The organism is Asanoa sp. NPDC050611 (genome assembly GCF_040654855.1).
In the GTDB taxonomy this organism is placed as follows: domain Bacteria; phylum Actinomycetota; class Actinomycetes; order Mycobacteriales; family Micromonosporaceae; genus Asanoa.
Window position 1 is genome coordinate 1 of sequence record NZ_JBFAIU010000161.1, and the last position, 16,700, is coordinate 16,700.

The 16,700-nt window shown below is 72.1% G+C and carries 16 protein-coding genes; 10 read left to right on the forward strand and 6 right to left on the reverse strand.

All coding sequences use genetic code 11. The features are described from left to right. Window positions 1-272: 272 nt before the first annotated feature. Window positions 273-1,376 carry a phospho-N-acetylmuramoyl-pentapeptide-transferase gene (gene mraY, locus AB0H87_RS23600; RefSeq protein WP_360149382.1) on the reverse strand — a complete coding sequence of 368 codons (1,104 nt, stop codon included), beginning with the start codon at window positions 1,374-1,376 and terminating at the stop codon, window positions 273-275. Between the two features lie 288 nt (window positions 1,377-1,664). Continuing rightward, window positions 1,665-2,960: a hypothetical protein gene (locus tag AB0H87_RS23605; RefSeq protein ID WP_360149385.1), complete on the reverse strand. Its 1,296-nt coding sequence runs from the start codon at window positions 2,958-2,960 to the stop codon at window positions 1,665-1,667. A 169-nt stretch (window positions 2,961-3,129) separates the two neighbouring features. Between AB0H87_RS23605 and AB0H87_RS23610 the strand changes: the two genes are divergently transcribed. Beyond that, on the forward strand, window positions 3,130-3,324 hold the full coding sequence (locus tag AB0H87_RS23610) for a hypothetical protein (RefSeq protein WP_360149388.1): 195 nt from the start codon (window positions 3,130-3,132) through the stop codon (window positions 3,322-3,324). On the opposite strand, the gene AB0H87_RS23615 is transcribed toward AB0H87_RS23610, so the two are convergent. Further along, the gene (locus tag AB0H87_RS23615; protein ID WP_360149391.1) at window positions 3,314-3,820 is read right to left on the reverse strand and encodes a hypothetical protein; all 507 of its coding nucleotides are present in this window, start codon (window positions 3,818-3,820) and stop codon (window positions 3,314-3,316) included. The genes AB0H87_RS23610 and AB0H87_RS23615 overlap by 11 nt on opposite strands. Window positions 3,821-3,999: 179 nt before the next feature. On the opposite strand from AB0H87_RS23615, the gene AB0H87_RS23620 reads away from it, so the two are divergent. The 4 genes from AB0H87_RS23620 (at window position 4,000) to AB0H87_RS23635 (ending at window position 9,008) form a co-directional block, all read left to right on the forward strand. Further along, on the forward strand, window positions 4,000-5,316 hold the full coding sequence (locus AB0H87_RS23620; protein WP_360149394.1) for a GH1 family beta-glucosidase: 1,317 nt from the start codon (window positions 4,000-4,002) through the stop codon (window positions 5,314-5,316). Next, the gene (locus AB0H87_RS23625; RefSeq protein ID WP_360149397.1) at window positions 5,303-6,565 is read left to right on the forward strand and encodes an MFS transporter; all 1,263 of its coding nucleotides are present in this window, start codon (window positions 5,303-5,305) and stop codon (window positions 6,563-6,565) included. Before AB0H87_RS23620 ends, AB0H87_RS23625 begins: the two co-directional genes overlap by 14 nt. Window positions 6,566-6,733: 168 nt before the next feature. Then, complete coding sequence (gene gltX, locus AB0H87_RS23630) at window positions 6,734-8,128, forward strand: glutamate--tRNA ligase (RefSeq protein WP_360149424.1); 1,395 nt, start codon at window positions 6,734-6,736, stop codon at window positions 8,126-8,128. A 196-nt stretch (window positions 8,129-8,324) separates the two neighbouring features. Then, window positions 8,325-9,008, forward strand: coding sequence for a hypothetical protein (locus AB0H87_RS23635; protein WP_360149400.1), 684 nt, complete (start codon window positions 8,325-8,327; stop codon window positions 9,006-9,008). On the opposite strand, the gene AB0H87_RS23640 is transcribed toward AB0H87_RS23635, so the two are convergent. Both AB0H87_RS23640 and AB0H87_RS23645 read right to left on the reverse strand, forming a co-directional pair. Beyond that, on the reverse strand, window positions 9,005-9,562 hold the full coding sequence (locus tag AB0H87_RS23640; protein WP_360149403.1) for a TetR/AcrR family transcriptional regulator: 558 nt from the start codon (window positions 9,560-9,562) through the stop codon (window positions 9,005-9,007). The genes AB0H87_RS23635 and AB0H87_RS23640 overlap by 4 nt on opposite strands. 832 nt (window positions 9,563-10,394) lie before the next feature. Then, complete coding sequence (locus AB0H87_RS23645) at window positions 10,395-10,946, reverse strand: hypothetical protein (RefSeq protein WP_360149406.1); 552 nt, start codon at window positions 10,944-10,946, stop codon at window positions 10,395-10,397. A gap of 156 nt (window positions 10,947-11,102) precedes the next feature. Between AB0H87_RS23645 and AB0H87_RS23650 the strand changes: the two genes are divergently transcribed. Continuing rightward, window positions 11,103-12,284, forward strand: a complete 1,182-nt coding sequence (locus tag AB0H87_RS23650) for a histidine kinase (RefSeq protein ID WP_360149409.1) — start codon at window positions 11,103-11,105, stop codon at window positions 12,282-12,284. Here the strand turns inward: AB0H87_RS23650 and AB0H87_RS23655 are convergent. Then, on the reverse strand, window positions 12,258-12,899 hold the full coding sequence (locus AB0H87_RS23655) for a phosphatase PAP2 family protein (RefSeq protein ID WP_360149412.1): 642 nt from the start codon (window positions 12,897-12,899) through the stop codon (window positions 12,258-12,260). The genes AB0H87_RS23650 and AB0H87_RS23655 overlap by 27 nt on opposite strands. 24 nt (window positions 12,900-12,923) lie before the next feature. Between AB0H87_RS23655 and AB0H87_RS23660 the strand changes: the two genes are divergently transcribed. From AB0H87_RS23660 to AB0H87_RS23675, 4 genes are all read left to right on the forward strand, one after another. Beyond that, window positions 12,924-14,117, forward strand: a complete 1,194-nt coding sequence (locus tag AB0H87_RS23660; RefSeq protein WP_360149415.1) for a helix-turn-helix domain-containing protein — start codon at window positions 12,924-12,926, stop codon at window positions 14,115-14,117. Between the two features lie 136 nt (window positions 14,118-14,253). Beyond that, a complete protein-coding gene (locus AB0H87_RS23665; protein ID WP_360149418.1) occupies window positions 14,254-15,423 on the forward strand; it encodes an acyltransferase domain-containing protein in 1,170 nt (389 codons plus the stop codon). Continuing rightward, window positions 15,420-16,364: a beta-ketoacyl-ACP synthase III gene (locus AB0H87_RS23670; RefSeq protein WP_360149421.1), complete on the forward strand. Its 945-nt coding sequence runs from the start codon at window positions 15,420-15,422 to the stop codon at window positions 16,362-16,364. The genes AB0H87_RS23665 and AB0H87_RS23670 overlap by 4 nt, the downstream gene beginning before the upstream one ends. A 49-nt stretch (window positions 16,365-16,413) precedes the next feature. Then, window positions 16,414-16,653 (forward strand): acyl carrier protein, encoded by a 240-nt coding sequence (locus tag AB0H87_RS23675; RefSeq protein WP_116075309.1) that lies wholly within the window; start codon window positions 16,414-16,416, stop codon window positions 16,651-16,653. The last annotated feature ends 47 nt before the right edge of the window (window positions 16,654-16,700 follow it).

Consider the following 16,700-nt stretch of genomic DNA (forward strand, 5'->3'; position numbering starts at 1 on the left):
TGGCCAACGGGGTCTGGGAGGCGGGCGGCGTACCCCTCGAACTGCCCGTCGTGTCCCTGGGCGAGACGCAGGCCGGCGTCGTGGCTGCTTCAAAGACCGGGCTCTCGCGCCCGCCCGGAACAGTTCGGCGTACTCCTGTCGCCGCTCGACGGCGACGTAGCCATCCTCTGGAGCGCTGGAGTACAGACTGTCGTCCCTGTACCGCGGGAACACGTGCACGTGGTAGTGCCACACAGTTTGATGGCCCACGCGACTCAGGTGTGTCGCCTGGCTTATCCACCGGCTGCCAGGAAATCCGAGTAGAACAGGCCCAGGCCGACCGCCACGCAGACGCCGGCCACGATCCAGAACCTGACCACGATATTGACCTCGCTCCAGCCGCCCAGCTCGAAGTGGTGGTGCAACGGCACCATCCGGAAGACACGCCTGCCGGTGGTTCGGAACGAGACGATCTGGATCACCCAGGTCGTCGTGACGATGACGAAGAGCCCGCCGATCATGATCGAAAGCAGCGTGGTGCGGGTGGCGACCGCGAGCCCGCCGATCAGGCCGCCGAGCGCGAGCGAGCCCACGTCACCCATGAAGATCCGGGCCGGGGACGTGTTCCACCACAGGAAGCCCAGGCAGGCGGCGGCCGCTGCCGCGGCGATCATGGCGATCTCCAGGGGATCCCGGACCTGGTAGCAGTACTCGTTCAGGCGGGCGTACGCGTCGTCGGCGCACCAATGCCGGTACTGCCAGAAGCCGATCAGCGCGTACGCACCGAGCACCAGGACCGACGCGCCCGTGGCCAGGCCGTCGAGGCCGTCGGTGAGGTTCACTCCGTTGGACATCGCGGTGATCACGAAGACGAACACGAGCACCGAGCCGACCTTGCCGACGTCCAGCCAGCTGATGTCGCGGAAGAGCGAGATGTGCTCGCTGGCCACGGTCTGGCCGTTGGTGCTGGCCACGTAGAGCGCGGCGATGCCGAACCCGCCGCCGACGATCGCCTGGCCGAGCAGCTTGCCTTTGGCGGACAGCCCGTCGGAGTTGCGCCGGCGTACCTTGAGAAAGTCGTCGAAGAACCCGACCACGCCGCAGAAGACGAGCAGCCCGAGCAGGACGAGGGCCGTCATGGTCGGCCCCTCCTGCGCGATCTGCCGGTCGGGCAGGGTGGTCAGGGCGAGGTGCCCCGCGACATAGGCCACGACTGTCGCCACGATGAACGCGACGCCGCCCATCGTGGGAGTGCCCTTCTTGGTCAGATGGGCGGCCGGCCCGATGGATCGGATCGGCTGGCCGGCCTTGAGCGCGGTGAAGACGCGAATCGCCACCGGCGTGCCGAGAAGAGAGATGATGAACGCGACCGCCGCCGCGACGATGACCGCCCTCACGGGCGGGCCTCCCCGAGATCCAGATTTCTGACAGCGCGGTCCCCACGGTGCGATGCATCAGCCAGGTCGGCGTGACGCGCCACTTCGTGCGCAGCCACCGCGAGCTTCGCCCAGTGCGCCTCGCGGGCCTCCGTCGCCTCCGGCGGACGCGGGACGTCGTGCTCGGACAGGCCGTGCGGAGAGTCCTTCGCTAGATCATCGATCACGGGACACGAGCTTGCCATTCGACAGCAAGCCGAGCGGCGCCGGACCTCACCGCCCGTGGTTCACCATGTTCCGAAGCCGCGGTCAGCCGGGCTTGCGGTGCATGCGGTAGTGGAGGACCAGGAACGGTAGGCCGAAGACGCTGAAGGCGTGCTCCGCGACCAGGTCGCCGTCCGCGTCGACGAACACGTCGAGCCGCTCCGCGAAACCGTGCACGCTCAATGCCGTCAGTCGTCGGGTCGCCGCGTCGACGTAGGTCAGGTAGTGGCCGGGCTGGTCGCCCTGCCCGCGGCTGCTCAACGTCAACCCGCCGTCGAGACGCGGACGAGGTTCCAGCGTCGCCGTGAAACTCGCCTGGGGCAACGGGAAGCCGACGCTCACGTACCCGCTATCTCCGTGTCGATAGGTGGTGTAGATGCCGACGTAGATCGGCTCGTCGGTGTCGGCGAACGACCGGATCCAACCCCGGACACTGACCGTCGCGTCCTCCGGACTCGTGATCGTGTCGATCCGACTGAGGATGCCGCGTTGGGTCTCGCGCTGGTTCATCGGCACGTTGGCCTGGCCGAGCGGCCGCGCCACCAGCGTGCGGTAGAGCAGGTAGCCGGGACGCACCCACAGCCGCCACTCCGGCACGATGTCGAGGGTGAAGCGGGTCGTGTGCTCGTAGAACTCCCGCACCCGCGGGTCCACCCCGCCCGGAACGAACGCCGGGCCGGCCAGGTCGTCGAGGCTGGCGACGATGCCGATGTCGGGGGTGGCGGGGTGGTAGTCGCCGCCGACGACCGCTGCCAACTCGCGCACGTAGCCGGTGCCGACGTAGCGGGTGCGGGCCTCGAGCGGCACGACGAACGGCAGGTCCGCCGGATCGACGTCCTCGGCGAGCAGGCTCACCTGGGCGTCGCGGAAGATCAGGGCCGACGCGGTACGGAAGACGACCACCGTCACGGCGGCGACGACCGCGGCCGGCACGTCGCCCCAGATCGCACCCAGCGCCCACCCGACGCCGGCGCCGAGCAGCGGACCGAGCACGACCTTGTGCGGCCGGATGCCGAGCAGCCCGACGAGCGCCCCGACGAGCACACCGACGACGATCGGGCCGAGCCCGGTCAGCCGTCCCACCAGCCAGCCGAGCGGGGCGACGAGCGCGGCGCTCGCGACGATGCGTGACCAGAGCGCCGGAATCTCGCCGGGCTTCTGCAGGCTCCGGGCGACGACGTCGGTGGCCGCGAGCACCACGGCGCCGGCCACCGCACCGACGACGATCGCGGCGGCGCCCCAACCAGCGGTCAGCGAAGCGCCGCCGAGCGCACCCATCGCACCGGCGAACACCGCCGCCCCGCGCCGGTCCGGGCCCTTGCGCCCACCCTCGGTTTCCATAGCCAAGGTCTACATCACCTCACCTACCAGCCCCGCGGCGCACTCAACCTTCGGCGCTCCGGCAAGCGCACGGGCGCTGATCCCGTGGCCGTGGCGCGGCGCGTTGCCGGCGTGCATACCCAGGTCGCCGCGTGCCCGCCGACGGCTTCCCGTTCTGGGTATCGCGGCCATGTCCACGCGCAAGCGGGAGACCACCAACTCCTGGCTCAAGTACCACCGTGTGTCCGCCGACCGGATGGTCGACATCCTGGCCGACCTGCCGGACGTGCTCGGCGCCGACCCGCTCACGCGCGAGGAGCTCGCCGACACGTTCGGGACCCTGCCGGCGGCCGCACGAAAGGCCGTCGCCGGGCTCAGTGCGTGAACGGCTCCAGACAACCGAACTCCGCGGCCGCCGCCGTCACCTGCACGAGCAGCCGGGACGGTCGCACGTCGCCGATGACGCAACCCACGGTGCCGAAGCGGACCGCGTACACGACGCCGGTGGGGCTGGTGTCCGTTCCCACCGGCGGGCGCATCGGCGTGACCTCGAGGTCGGCCGGCTCGATGCCCAGGCTCACGAGCACCCGCTCGGTCGACGACGGCGCGAAGTCGCCCGCCGCCCGCAGCGCCGCCAGCTTCGGCCGGATGCGCGCGGCCAGGTCCTCCCCCGCGCGCTGCTCCGCCGCGGACAGCTCGTGCCGCTGCTTCCAGGCGTTGTTGTCAGCGTGGTGCGGCGGCACGTCACCGAGACCGGACACGGACGGCTGCGGCGACGCGATCGTGACGGGATCCGGTGCGCCGGCTCCCGGGCCGGCGCAACCGAGCGCCAGCAGCCCCAGCACCGAACCCACCCACCACGCGACCCGCCTGTTCCGCATACCGACCCCCGTCGATCTCGACTGCGTGGACCCGAGCCTACGAGCGCCGCGTCACGGTCCGGACAAATCCCGGCGACGGTACGCACGACGTTGAGCGGCCTCTCGACTCAAGACCAAGACGGGATTACAGTCCGAGCCAGTCTCGGCTTACCGGCCGGTAATGACACGAGGAGGCTGGCTTGCCGGAGTTACCAGGCGGGTTTCTCTGGGGAGTGTCCACGTCCGCCTACCAGATCGAGGGCGCGGTCGCCGAGGACGGGCGCGGGGCGTCCATCTGGGACACTTTCGCCGGTCAGCCCGGGCGTATCGTCGACGGGACCTCCGGCGCGGTCGCGACCGACTCCTACCACCGTTGGGCCGAGGACATCGCGCTGATGGGCGAGCTCGGCGTCGGTGCGTACCGCTTCTCGATCGCCTGGCCCCGGATCCAGCCCGCCGGCACCGGCCCCGCCAACAGCGCCGGCCTCGACCACTACGAGCGCCTCTGCGACGCGCTCGGTGACGCCGGCATCGCGCCCGTCGCCACGCTCTTCCACTGGGATCTGCCGCAGGCCCTCCAGGACAGGGGCGGCTGGCTCGACCGCGAGACCGCGCACCGGTTCGGCGAGTACGCCGCCCTCGTGGCCGCGCGGCTCGGCGACCGCGTCAAGATGTGGATCACGCTGAACGAGCCGTTCGTGCACATGTCCCTCGGCTACGCCCTCGGCACGCACGCGCCCGGCGAGCAGCTGCTGTTCGACGCCTTCCCGGTCGCCCACCACCAGCTTCTCGGGCACGGGCTGGCGGTCGCGGCACTCCGGGACCACTCCAGCAGCCCGGTGACGATCGCCAACAACTACTCCCCCGCCCGGCCCGCCGGCCCGGCGCCGCAGGACCTGGCCGCCGCGGCCGCGTACGACGCCCTGCACAACCGGGTCTTCACCGACCCGCTGCTGGGCCTCGGCTATCCGGAGGGCGCCGCCGACCTGTCCGTGGTCCGGGAGGGCGACCTCGACGTGATCGCGGCGCCGCTGGACGCGCTCGGTGTCAACTACTACAACCCGACGGGTGTACGCGCACCCGAAGAGGGCAGCCCGCTGCCGTTCGAGATGGTCCCGCTGGACGACTACCCGACCACCGCGTTCGGCTGGCCGGTCGCCCCGGACGGGCTGCGCGAACTGCTCGTCAGCCTGCACGACCGTTACGGCCAGGCACTGCCGCCCATCTACATCACCGAGAGCGGCTGCGCGTACGACGACGTCGTGGCCCCCGACGGCACCTGCGACGACCCGCAGCGGATCGCCTACCTCGACGCCCACCTGGCCGCCGTCGGCGACGCCAGGGCGGACGGCGTGGACGTGCGCGGCTACTTCGTCTGGTCCCTGCTCGACAACTGGGAGTGGGCCGAGGGGTTCACGAAGCGGTTCGGGCTGGTCCACGTCGACTTCGACACGCAGGCGCGTACGCCGAAAAGCTCCTTCGCGTGGCTGCGGGAGCGCATCCGTGACCACGCTTGACCCGGAGGCGTCCGCCCTACCGGCGGCGCTGGCCGAGCCGACGGTGCGGGTCCGCCGGGGCTGGATAGCGCTGCTCTTCTCCGCCAACCTCGGCGTCTGGATGGCGTTCTTCACGCCGATCCAGATCCTGCTGCCCAACCAGGTCGCCGCGATCGCGCCGGACCACAAGGAGACCTCGCTCGCCTGGGCGATGGGCTTCGGCGCGCTCGCCGCGATCGTCGCGAACCCGCTCGCCGGGGCGTTCTCGGACCGCACGACGCTGGCGTACGGGCGGCGCCACGTCTGGACCGTCGGCGGCGCGGTGCTCGGCGCGCTGTCCCTGGTGCTGCTCGCCCAGCAGCAGACGATCCTCGGCGTCACGCTGGCCTGGGTCGCCGCGCAGGCGTGCTTCAACGCGATGCTGGCCGCGCTGACCGCGGCGCTGCCCGACCGGGTGCCGGTCGACCAGCGCGGCGGCGTCTCCGGCTGGGCCGGCATCCCGCAGGCTCTCGGCCTGGTGATCGGCGCGGTGCTGGTGACCACCGTCTTCACCGGCAACGTGTCGGGATACCTGGCCGTGGCCGTGGCGGTGCTGGTGCTCGGGCTGCCGTTCGCGTTCCTGACCGGCGACGACCCGCTGCCCCGCGAGCACAAGCCGCCGTTCTCGTTGGGTGGGCTCGTGCGCGGCATGTGGATCAGCCCGCGCCGCCACCCGGACTTCGCCTGGGCCTGGGGCACCCGGTTCCTGGTGCAGGTCGGCAACGCGCTCGGCACCCTCTACCTGCTCTACTTCCTCGAGGACGGGGTGGGTTACGCCGACCCCGAGGGCGGCCTGCTGATCCTGATCCTGCTCTACACCGCCGGGATGATGGCCACGGCCGTGGTGGCCGGGCGGCTCTCCGACCGCTCGGGGCAGCGCAAGGTGTTCGTCGTCTGGTCCGGCGTGATCATGGCCGTGGCGGCGCTGCTGCTGGCGATCTGGCCGGTCTGGCTGGCCGCGGTGGTCGCGGCGGTGCTGCTCGGCGCGGGCTACGGCGCCTACCTGGCGGTGGACGCGGCGCTGATCACCCAGGTGCTCCCGGCGGCGACCACCCGGGGCAAGGACCTCGGCGTGATCAACATCGCCAACTCGGCGCCGCAGGCGCTCGGGCCGTTCGCCGCGGCCTGGATCGTGGTCTACCTCGGCGGCTACCCGACGTTGTACGCGGCGACCGCGGCCGTGACCCTGCTCGGCAGCGTGCTGGTGCGCAAGATCCGGTCGGTTCCCTAGAATCGGACATCTCACCCCTGGCGGCGCGGACGCGCCCTGCTCTGCATCCATATCCGCATCAGCCCGTTGCGGGGTGATGCGGATATGGATGCAGAGCAAAGCGTGGCGGGAAACCTGGTGGCAGATCACCCGGGAGGCGCCCGTAGGCTGGACCGCGTGACGGTACGCGTGCGGTTCGCTCCCTCCCCGACAGGCATGTTCCACGTCGGCGGCGCCCGGTCGGCGCTGCAGAACTGGATCTACGCCAAGCAGCACGGCGGCGTGTTCGTGCTGCGCGTCGAAGACACGGACGCCGCGCGCAACCGCCCGGAGTGGACCGAGGGCATCCTCTCCGCGCTCGACTGGATCGGCATCGCGCGCGGCACCTACGAGGGTCCCTACTTCCAGTCGGCCAACGCCGACGAGCAGCGCGCCGCCGCCGGCCGCCTCTACAGCGCCGGGCGGGCGTACTACTGCGACTGCACCCGGGAGATGGTGCAGGCGCGCACCGGGAACTCGTACGCCGGATATGACGGTTTCTGCCGTGACCGCAACCTTGGCCCCGGCGAGGGCCGCGCGCTGCGGTTCCGCACCCCGGACGAGGGCGAGACCCGCGTGGTCGACCTGATCCGCGGCGAGCCGACGTTCGACAACGCGAAGATCGAGGATTTCGTCATCGCCCGGGCCGACGGGTCGCCGGTGTTCCTGCTGGCCAACGTCGTCGACGACATCACGCAGGGCATCACCCACGTGATCCGCGCCGAGGAGCACCTGCCCAACACGCCCAAGCAGCAGCTGCTCTGGGACGCGCTCGGCGTCAAGCCGCCGATCTGGGCGCACGTGCCCGTGGTCGTCAACGAGAAGCGGCAGAAGCTGTCGAAGCGGCGCGACAAGGTGGCGCTGGAGGCCTACCGCGACGAGGGCTACCTCGCCGACGCGATGCGCAACTACCTCATGCTGCTGGGCTGGGCGCCGAGCAACGACCGCGAGATCGTGCCGTGGTCGGTGATCGAGGAGGAGTTCCGGCTCGAGGAGGTCAACCCCTCCCCCGCGTTCTTCGACGAGCGGAAGCTCCGCGCGTTCAACGGTGAATACATCCGGGCGCTGTCGGTCGACGGGTTCATCGCGGCGTGCGCGCCGTGGCTGACCGGCACCGAGACGATCCCGGCACCGCCGTGGTCGCCGGAGCGGTTCGACGCCGAGGCGTTCGCGGCGGTCGCGCCGCTCGCGCAGACGCGGGTCGCGGTGCTCAGCGAGATCGTGCCCAACGTCGACTTCCTGTTCCTCGACGAGCCGGCGACCGACGAGGCCGCCTGGGCCAAGGCCATGAAGGACGGTGCGGCCGACCTGCTCGACGCCGCGGCCGCGGCGTACGAGGCGCTGCCGGATTGGTCGGCCGAGGCGTTGAAGAACACGCTCGAAGAGGTCGGCTCCGCGCGGGGGCTCAAGTTGGGCAAGGCGCAGGCCCCCGTACGCGTCGCGGTCACCGGCCGTTCAGTCGGCCTGCCGCTCTTCGAGTCCATCGCGGTGCTCGGTCGCGAACGCACGCTCGCCCGGATCCGGGCCGCTCGCGCCAAGCTCTGACACCGGCCCCCATCGGGTGGTGGCGGCCGGTTACGATGCCGGCCTGTGGATGATCACGGTGACGTCCCCCGCGAGTGGGTCACCGAGATGGCAGAACCTGCAAATAACCCGACGGTTGGGTGCAACCAACGGGGCGGTCGCGGAGTCTATGCATTAAGCACGAGCCAGCCATCGGAACGGGGCGAGGAGGACGGTGGTGGGGCGATCGGTCCGCAGGCGGTTGTTGTTGGTGGTCGCCGCCGGTTTCATTCTCGCGACAACCGGTGCGGCCGCGCCCGCGCTCGCCGCGGTCCGACCGGCCACTGTGGTCGGTCAGGCGCCGAAGGCTCCCCAGCCCAGCGCGGTGGTCATCAAGGCCGAGGGCATGGCCGACATCACCGTGACTCCTAAGGAGAAGCCGCAGCTCTTCGATGACCTGCTCCGCGAGGTCGTCTTCATGTCGGGCACGGTGAGCCAGATCGGCGTGCCGAAGAAGGAGACGCTGGGCAAGAAGTTCACCGTGGTGGTGCAGTACGACAACAAGCCGCGGTACAGCTACGACCTCTACCCGCAGGCCCAGGGCGGCCCCAAGGCGTTCCGTCCGGCGGCGCAGCCCGACAAGAGGGTCAAGACCACGGCGTCGTGGTTCCTCGGCCGGATGACCATGTCCGAGGCGCTACGGATCGCCGGCGCACCGATCCCGGAGAAGCCCGACGTGATCAGCGGCGGCATCGGCGGCGGCGAACGGGTCATCCCCGACGACGCGCTGCCGACGGGCCGCGACCTCGACACGCTGCTCGGCGAGCTGCGCCAACTGGTCCTCCTCAACGGCGGCGTGGTGCTGGTGCTCGCGTTCCTGGTGGCCGGGGTCGCCCTGATCATCAGGCACCGCACCCGTTAGGCGGCGCCCGACCGGGCGATGATCTCCTCGATCAGGCGAATCTCGTCGTCGAGGTCGCGGTCGAACTCGCTGTCCCAGTCACCGGCGGCCGGCCCCGCACCGAAGCGGCCGTTGATCTCCGAGTTCGCGAACCCGAGCAGGATCGTGGCGAGCAGTCGCTCCAGCCGGGCGACCTCGGCGACCGGCACGCCGGCGGCGCGGAGGATCTCGGAGATCAGGTCGTCGAGCCGGCGCGTCTCCGCGGTGGCACCGGGCCGCGACATGATCAGGGGGTACGCGCCCGGATGGCGCCTGGCCAGCGCCCGCACCGCCCGGGCGACGCCGCGGAGGCGCTCCTGCCAGCTGCCGGCACCCGCGGCCATGGTGATCAGCTCGCCGAGCAGCCGTTCGACCATGCCGTCGAGCAGGGCATCCTTGCTGCGCAGGTAGGGGTAGAGCGCCATCGGACTGAGCCCGAGCCGCTGCCCGACCGCCCGCATCGAAACGGCATCGACCCCACGCTCGTCGGCGATAGCGATCGCCTCGTCGACGATCCGCCGCTGCTTCTCGTCCATATCGGACAAAATCTACATCGCGGACAGCGCCGTCGCTCGCTCCGGCCCTAACGGACGACGCACGCGAAGAGTGAGCCGCGACACGCAGCGCGCCGCAGGCTGAGGGCACGCGGCCAAGCCCCAGGGCGGGCGACCTCGCCCAGGTGATCGCCGCTACCGCAGCGGATGCTGCGAGCGCCGCGTGCGCGAGCGGCTCGCGACAAGTGTTCGGTCAGCTGCCCGCACCGCCGAAGATCGCCACAGCGATCTTCGTGGGCGATGGCGAGCGAGCGGCGCGGCGCGGTGGTGTCGGAGCGGCGCCGCCGGTGGTTGCGGCGTCAGCACCAGCGCTCCCGGCGCGTGGCGCGGTGGCGTCGGAGCGACGCCGTGGTTGTGGCGTCAGCACCAGCGGTCTGGTGGGCGTTCCCGGCGCGTGGCGCGGCGGCGTGGGCGGACCGCGCCGTGGCGGTGGGCCCCCGCCCAACCCGGCCGTTCGCTGCGGCAGGCCGGCGCCCGCCCGAACTGGATCGGGCCCGCGACATGCTCCGCCGGTTCGTCGGCGTCGTTGTCGCGGGTGCGTTCGGCCGTCGGGTCCGCGCAGATGCGCCGGATCTGACGGCCCCGCGGCGGCTCGTCCGCCTCGCGTGCGTCCGCTGCGTGCGCTGGGTTGTCCGCTTCGACGCAGCCGGGATCGGCCTCCCCGTGCGCCATCACGGCCTCCTGTTCTCCGCCGTCTCGCCACCCGGCCGCCACCGGGTGACCCAATAGGCCTCCACACCCTAATGGGCTGAGCAGCAGAAATCCCGTCCGCGGGGCCGGGGTAACTAGCTGTAAACTACAGCAATCCGCTCCGTCAGCGGACGGCGTCCTCTTTGGCCCGACCCGGGAAGAGTGTCGCCCAACCGGGGCCGACGACGAACCAGATTCCGACCACCAGCGGCATCCGGGTCAGCCACGCGAGGAGGCCGGCCGAGCGCGTGGCGTCGCCGACCATCAGGATGCCGGCGCCGAGCAGGGCGGCCGAGATCGCGCACGCCGCGACGGCCTTGAACCACTCGCGCCACTCGTGCCGGGTCCGGGCCCAACCGCCCGACGGCGGCTTCCACGGCGGCGGGCCGCCGGCGAAGCGGTGTGCGAACCGCTGGTCCGCCCAGCGGATCATGGAGTGTCCGAACATCACCGAGAAGCCGAGGTAGACCGCGGCGAGGCCGTGGAACGGGCCCGCGGTGCCGCCGCGCCGCAGGTCGATCACCGTCGCGAACAGCAGGACCACGTCGAGCACCGGCGAGCCGATCAGGAGCGCCACGCTGAGCCGGCGCAGCCGCAGCACGTACCGCGTGAACAGGCCCAGGCCCAGCAGCACCCAGAACCCGATCTCGCTGGCCACGATCAAGCCCACGATCATGTCGAACCTTCCCCCTAGGCAGGAACCAAGCGTTTCGCGGCAGACGGGCCGAGGCGTCGGCGGCGACGACGAACCCGGTCTCCTCCCCCAGGCGGAGGGGCCTCCTCTCGCAGGCGGACGAGTTCGCGCCGCGGGCGTGGTTCTATCGATGCTGTGATGCGACTTCCCCCGCGCGGCTCCGCGTCCCGCGACCTCGCGCTGGCCGCCGTCGCGCTGCTCGGCGGGACGTTGATCATCGCGTCCGGCGCCTACCGGACCTTCACCGAGCCCCGCTTCGCCGGCAGCCCGGAGTGGCTGCTCTACCTGCCGATGGCGGTCGCGTCCGGCGCCGTCGCCCTGCGCCGCCGGGCGCCCCGGGTCGGCCTTGCCATCGGCACCGTCGCGCTGGTGGGCGACCAGGTCCTCGGCGGGTCGATCGGCACGCTGCTGATCTACACCCAGGTCCTCTACGACGCCTGCGTCTTCGGGCCGCCGAAGCTCTGGCGGCGGGCGCTCGAGGTCTCGATCGTGGTCGTCGCCGTCACCGCGACCCTCGGCGTGCTGGACGCCGGCCGGATCAGCGGCCTGGCGATGGGCATCCCGGCCGTACTCGTGCTGGTCCTGCCGATCCTGACCGGGCTGAGCGTCCGCCAGTACCGCGACCAGGCGACCCTCGAACGGGCGAGGGCCGAGCAGACCGCCCGGGTCGCGGAGCTCGACCGCCGGCAGGCCGTCGCGGCCGAGCGCACCCGGATGGCCCGCGAGCTGCACGACATGGTCGCCAACCACCTGAGCGTGGTGGCGATCCACGCGACGGCGGCGCTGAGCGTGTCCAGCCTCTCGAAGGAGCAGGTCGAGGACTCCCTGCGGGTGATACGGGAGAACAGCGTGCAGGGGCTCGCCGAGATGCGGCAGATGATCGAGGTGCTGCGCGGCCCGGAGGCGGAGCCCGGCGACGACCCGGTCTCGCCCGGGCTGGCCGAGGTCGAGCGCCTCGTCACCGGCGCTCGGGCCGCGGGGCTCACGGTCGAGCTGACCACAACCGGCGAGCCGCGGGCGTTGCCCGTCAACGTCGACCTGGCCGGCTACCGGATCGTCCAGGAGTCACTGACCAATGCCCTCAAGCACGGCACGGGTACGGCCAGCGTCAAGGTCCACTACGCCACGGACGAGGTACGCCTGACCGTGCACAACCCGGTCGCCACCCCCGGCCCCCTCGACCATCTCGGCGCCGGCGCGGGCCTGATCGGCATGCGCGAGCGGGCCGCCCTGCTGCGCGGCCGCCTGGACGCGGGCCCGGACGCCGGCGCCCGCTGGCGGGTCGACGCTGCCCTACCGGTCGACGCGAGCCCGGCCTAGCGTCGCGATCCGGGCGGCCACCGGGACCACCGCCGCGGCCAGCAGCAGCCCGCCGAGCACGTCGGTCGGCCAGTGCGCCAGCAGCGCCACCCGGGTGAATCCGATGAATCCGGTGAACACCGCCGCGGCCAGGCAGCTGGCCAGCCGGGCGCCCGCGCCGACCCGCGGCCAGGCCAGCAGGACCGCGCCGAGCGCGAGCGCCGCCGCGTTGCTGGTGTGCCCGCTCGGGAACCCGGAGCTGGTCACGACCACGAACCCGTCGACCGGGCGCGGGTTGTGCAGTGCCCAGTGCTGGACACTCCAGAGGATCGGCACGGCGGCGGTGACCAGGGCGCAGAACACCGCCGCCCGGCGGTCCCGGCGGAGCGCGAAGAGCACGGTCGCGGCGGCGCCGACGGCGAGGTACGGGATGGTCGCGGCGAGGCCGGTCAGCGCCCGCAGCCAGTCGACCAGCACCGGGCGGACGGCACCGAAGGCCCGCAGGTCGGCGCTCACCGCGGAGTCCCAGCGCACGAGCGGCGGCCAGTCGGCGGCGACGAGGCCGAGCAGCACTCCGAACGCGGCCAGCGCGGCCAGGGGCAGGGCGGCCGGCGGGCGCGCGAGCGAGCGGTGCATCCGGGCCAGCTTATGGTGTATGTCGTGGACGACCAGGCATCGGACGGGCTCGCGGCGACCTTGCGCCGGATCGAGCGGTCGGCCGGCGCCCTCGCCACGGCCAGCGTCGCGCGGATGGACGAGACCCTGGTCTGGTTCCGGCAGCTGCCGGCCGACCAGCGCGCGTGGGTGATGCTGGTCGCCCAGGCCGGCGTCCGGTCGCTGGTCGAGTTCATGCGGCAGGGTCCGCAGAGCCGCCCGCGCGAGGTCTCCGACGAGGTGTTCGCGGCGGCGCCGCGGGCGCTGGCCCGCAGCATCAGCCTCCAGCAGACCGTCGCGCTGATCCAGGTCACCATCGACATCGTCGAGGAGCAGGCGACCCACCTGGCCGCGCCCGGCGAGGAACGCGACCTGCGCGAGGAGGTCCTGCGGTTCTCCCGGGAGATCGCCTTCTCCGCGGCCCGGGTGTACGCGCGGGCGGCCGAGTCCCGCGGCTCCTGGGATGCCCGGCTCCAGGCGCTGCTGGTCGACGCGCTGCTCCGGGGCGACTCGACGGACGCCCTGGCGAGCCGCGCGGCCGCCCTCGGCTGGGCGGACGCGCCGCCGGTGGCCGTCGCGGTCGGGCGGTCGCCGGGCGGCGAGGTGGCGCCCGTGCTGCACACCGTCTACCGGCAGGCCCGGCGGATCGGCGTCGAGGTGATCAGCGGCGTGCACGGCGACCGGCTGGTGGTCGTCCTCGGTGGCGCCGCGGACCCACTCAACGCGACCGAGAAGCTGCTCGACGGGTTCGGCACCGGCCCGGTGGTGGTCGGGCCCGCGGTGGCGAGCCTCGACGAGGCGACGGAGTCGGCCCGGGCGGCGCTGGCCGGCTTCCGCGCGGCGCCGGCCTGGCCGGACGCGCCCCGCCCGGTCGCCGCGGCCGCCCTGCTGCCGGAGCGGGCCCTGGCGGGTGACGCCGCGGCCCGGCGCGCACTGCGGCGCGACGTCTACGGCGCCCTCGTCCGCGCCGGCGGCGAGCTGATCGAGACGCTGGACGCGTTCTTCGCCGCGGGCGGCGTGCTGGAGAGCGCGGCGCGCGGGCTGTTCGTGCACCCCAACACGGTGCGTTACCGGCTGCGGCGGATCGGGGACGTCACCGGGTTCTCGCCGCTCTCGCCGCGGGACCTGTTCGCGTTGCGGATCGCGCTGACGGTGGGCCGCCTTGATCCGCGAGGTTCGGCTACGGCTGGAGATGCCTGAACGTTCGTTTGGGAAAAATCGCTCCATACCGTACGTGATCGCAGCCACTCATTGTAGAAACCATACAAAACCAATAGTGTGGTTTGGTGCCTGCCGGCAACCACATGACCCACGAGTATCCCGCAGAGTCGTAAACGTGCTCGCCGTACTCTCGCCTGGCCAGGGCTCGCAAAAGCCCGGATTCCTCGCTTCGTGGCTCGAACTTCCCGGAGCCGAGGCCCGACTCCGCTGGTGGTCCGCACTCTCCGGAGTCGATCTCGTGCATCTCGGCACGGCGGCCGGAGCCGACGAGATCAAGGACACGGCCCGCACCCAGCCGCTGCTGGTCGCCGCCGCGCTGCTCGCCGCCGAGCGGCTGCCGATGCACGACGTCTCGGTGGTCGCCGGGCACAGCGTCGGCGAACTGGGCGCCGCGACCCTCGCCGGGGCGCTCCCGGCCGAGGCGGCGGTGACCCTCGCCGGCGTCCGCGGTCGCGAGATGGCCGCCGCCTGCGCGCTCGAGCCGACCGGCATGTCGGCCGTGCTCGGCGGCGATCCCGCCGAGGTGCTCGCCGCGATCGACGCACACGGGCTCCACCCGGCCAACCGCAACGGCGCGGGCCAGGTGGTCGCCGCCGGCGCCCTCGACGCGCTGGCCAAGCTCGGCGCCGAGCCGCCGGCCAAGGCGCGGGTCATCGCGCTGCAGGTCGCGGGCGCCTTCCACACCCCGTACATGGCGCCCGCCGAACAGGCGCTGGCGGCCGTCGCGGCCGGCATCACCCCCGCCGACCCGACCCGGATCCTGCTGTCGAACCTCGACGGCAACGCTGTCGCACACGGCCGTGAGCTGCTCACCCGGCTGGTCCGCCAGGTCACCGCGCCGGTCCGCTGGGACCTGTGCATGCGTACGCTCGGCGACCTGGGCGTGACCGCCGTGATCGAGCTGCCGCCCGCCGGCACCCTGGCCGGGCTGGTCAAGCGCGAGCTCAAGGCCAACGGCATCGAGATCGTGACCCTCAACACGCCCGACGACCTGCCCGCCGCCCGCGACCTCGTGGCCCGCCACGGCACGGCGCCGAGCCACGAGCCCTCCCCCGCGTTCCGCGTCGTGGTCGCCGGCACCGCCGGCCTGTTCCAGCCGGTCGAGGGGCTGGCGGAGGGCGATACCGTAAGCACTGGTCAGCTCATCGGGCACGTCTCCACCCGGCAGGGCCCGGTCGAGGTCGCCGCGCACGGCGACGGCCTGCTGACCGAATGGCTCGCCCACCACGACGACCCGGTCGCACCGGGCCAGCCGCTCGCGCGCATCGGAGGACATCCCGCATGACAGGCTCCCGCATCCTCGCCTTCGGCCATTACCAGCCGTCGCGGGTGCTCACCAACGACGACCTGGCCCAGATCGTCGACACCAACGACGAGTGGATCCGCGACCGGGTCGGCATCGTGACGCGGCGGATCGCCGACAGCGAGACGGTCGCCGACATGGCCGGGTTCGCGGCCGAGAAGGCCCTCGCCAACGCCGGCCTCACCCCCACCGACATCGACCTGGTCGTCGTCGCCACCTGCAGCTCCGTCGACCGCAGCCCCAACGTGGCCTGCCGGGTCGCCGCCAAGCTGGGCATCAACGCCCCGGGCGCCTACGACATCAACACCGCGTGCTCCGGCTTCTCGTACGCGCTCGGCACCGTCGACCACGCGATCCGCGCCGGCGCGGCCCGCAACGCCCTGGTCATCGGCGCCGAGAAGCTCTCGGACTTCACCGACTGGACCGACCGTTCGACCTGCATCATCTTCGGTGACGGCGCGGGCGCCGCGGTGGTCACCGCCGCGGCCGAGGACGAGGCACCCGGCGTCGGCCCGGTGATCTGGGGCTCGGTGCCGGAGAAGTCCGACGCCGTCCGCATCGAGGGCTGGCGCCCGTACATCGCGCAGGAGGGCCAGCAGGTCTTCCGCTGGGCCACCACCGCGCTCGCCCCGCTGGCGCTGCAGGCCTGCGAGCGGGCCGGCGTCGCGCCCGAGGAGATCGCGGCCTTCGTGCCGCACCAGGCCAACGCCCGCATCATCGACGGCATCGCCAAGCGGCTCGGCATGCCGCAGGCGGTCGTCGCCAAGGACATCGTCGAGTCCGGCAACACGTCGGCGGCGAGCGTGCCGCTGGCCCTGTCCAAGCTGATCGAACGGCGCGAGGTGCCCTCCGGCGCACCCGTCCTGCTGTTCGGCTTCGGCGGCGGCCTAACGTACGCCGGGCAGGTTGTTCGCTGCCCCTGAGCGCACGCTCAACGACAACATCACCAAAACCCGAGAGGAAACCACCGCAATGACCCGTGACGAGATCACGTCGGGCCTGGCCGAGATCCTGGAAGAGGTCGCCGGGGTCAACCCCGACGACGTGGCCGAAGAGAAGTCGTTCACCGACGACCTCGACGTCGACTCGCTGTCCATGGTCGAGGTCGTCGTGGCGGCCGAGGAGAAGTTCGGCGTCAAGATCCCGGACAACGAGGTGCAGAACCTCAAGACCGTCGGCGACGCCGTGACCTACATCGAGTCGAACGCCTGACATGAGTCGCACCGACGTCGTCGTCACCGGGCTCGGCGCGACGACCC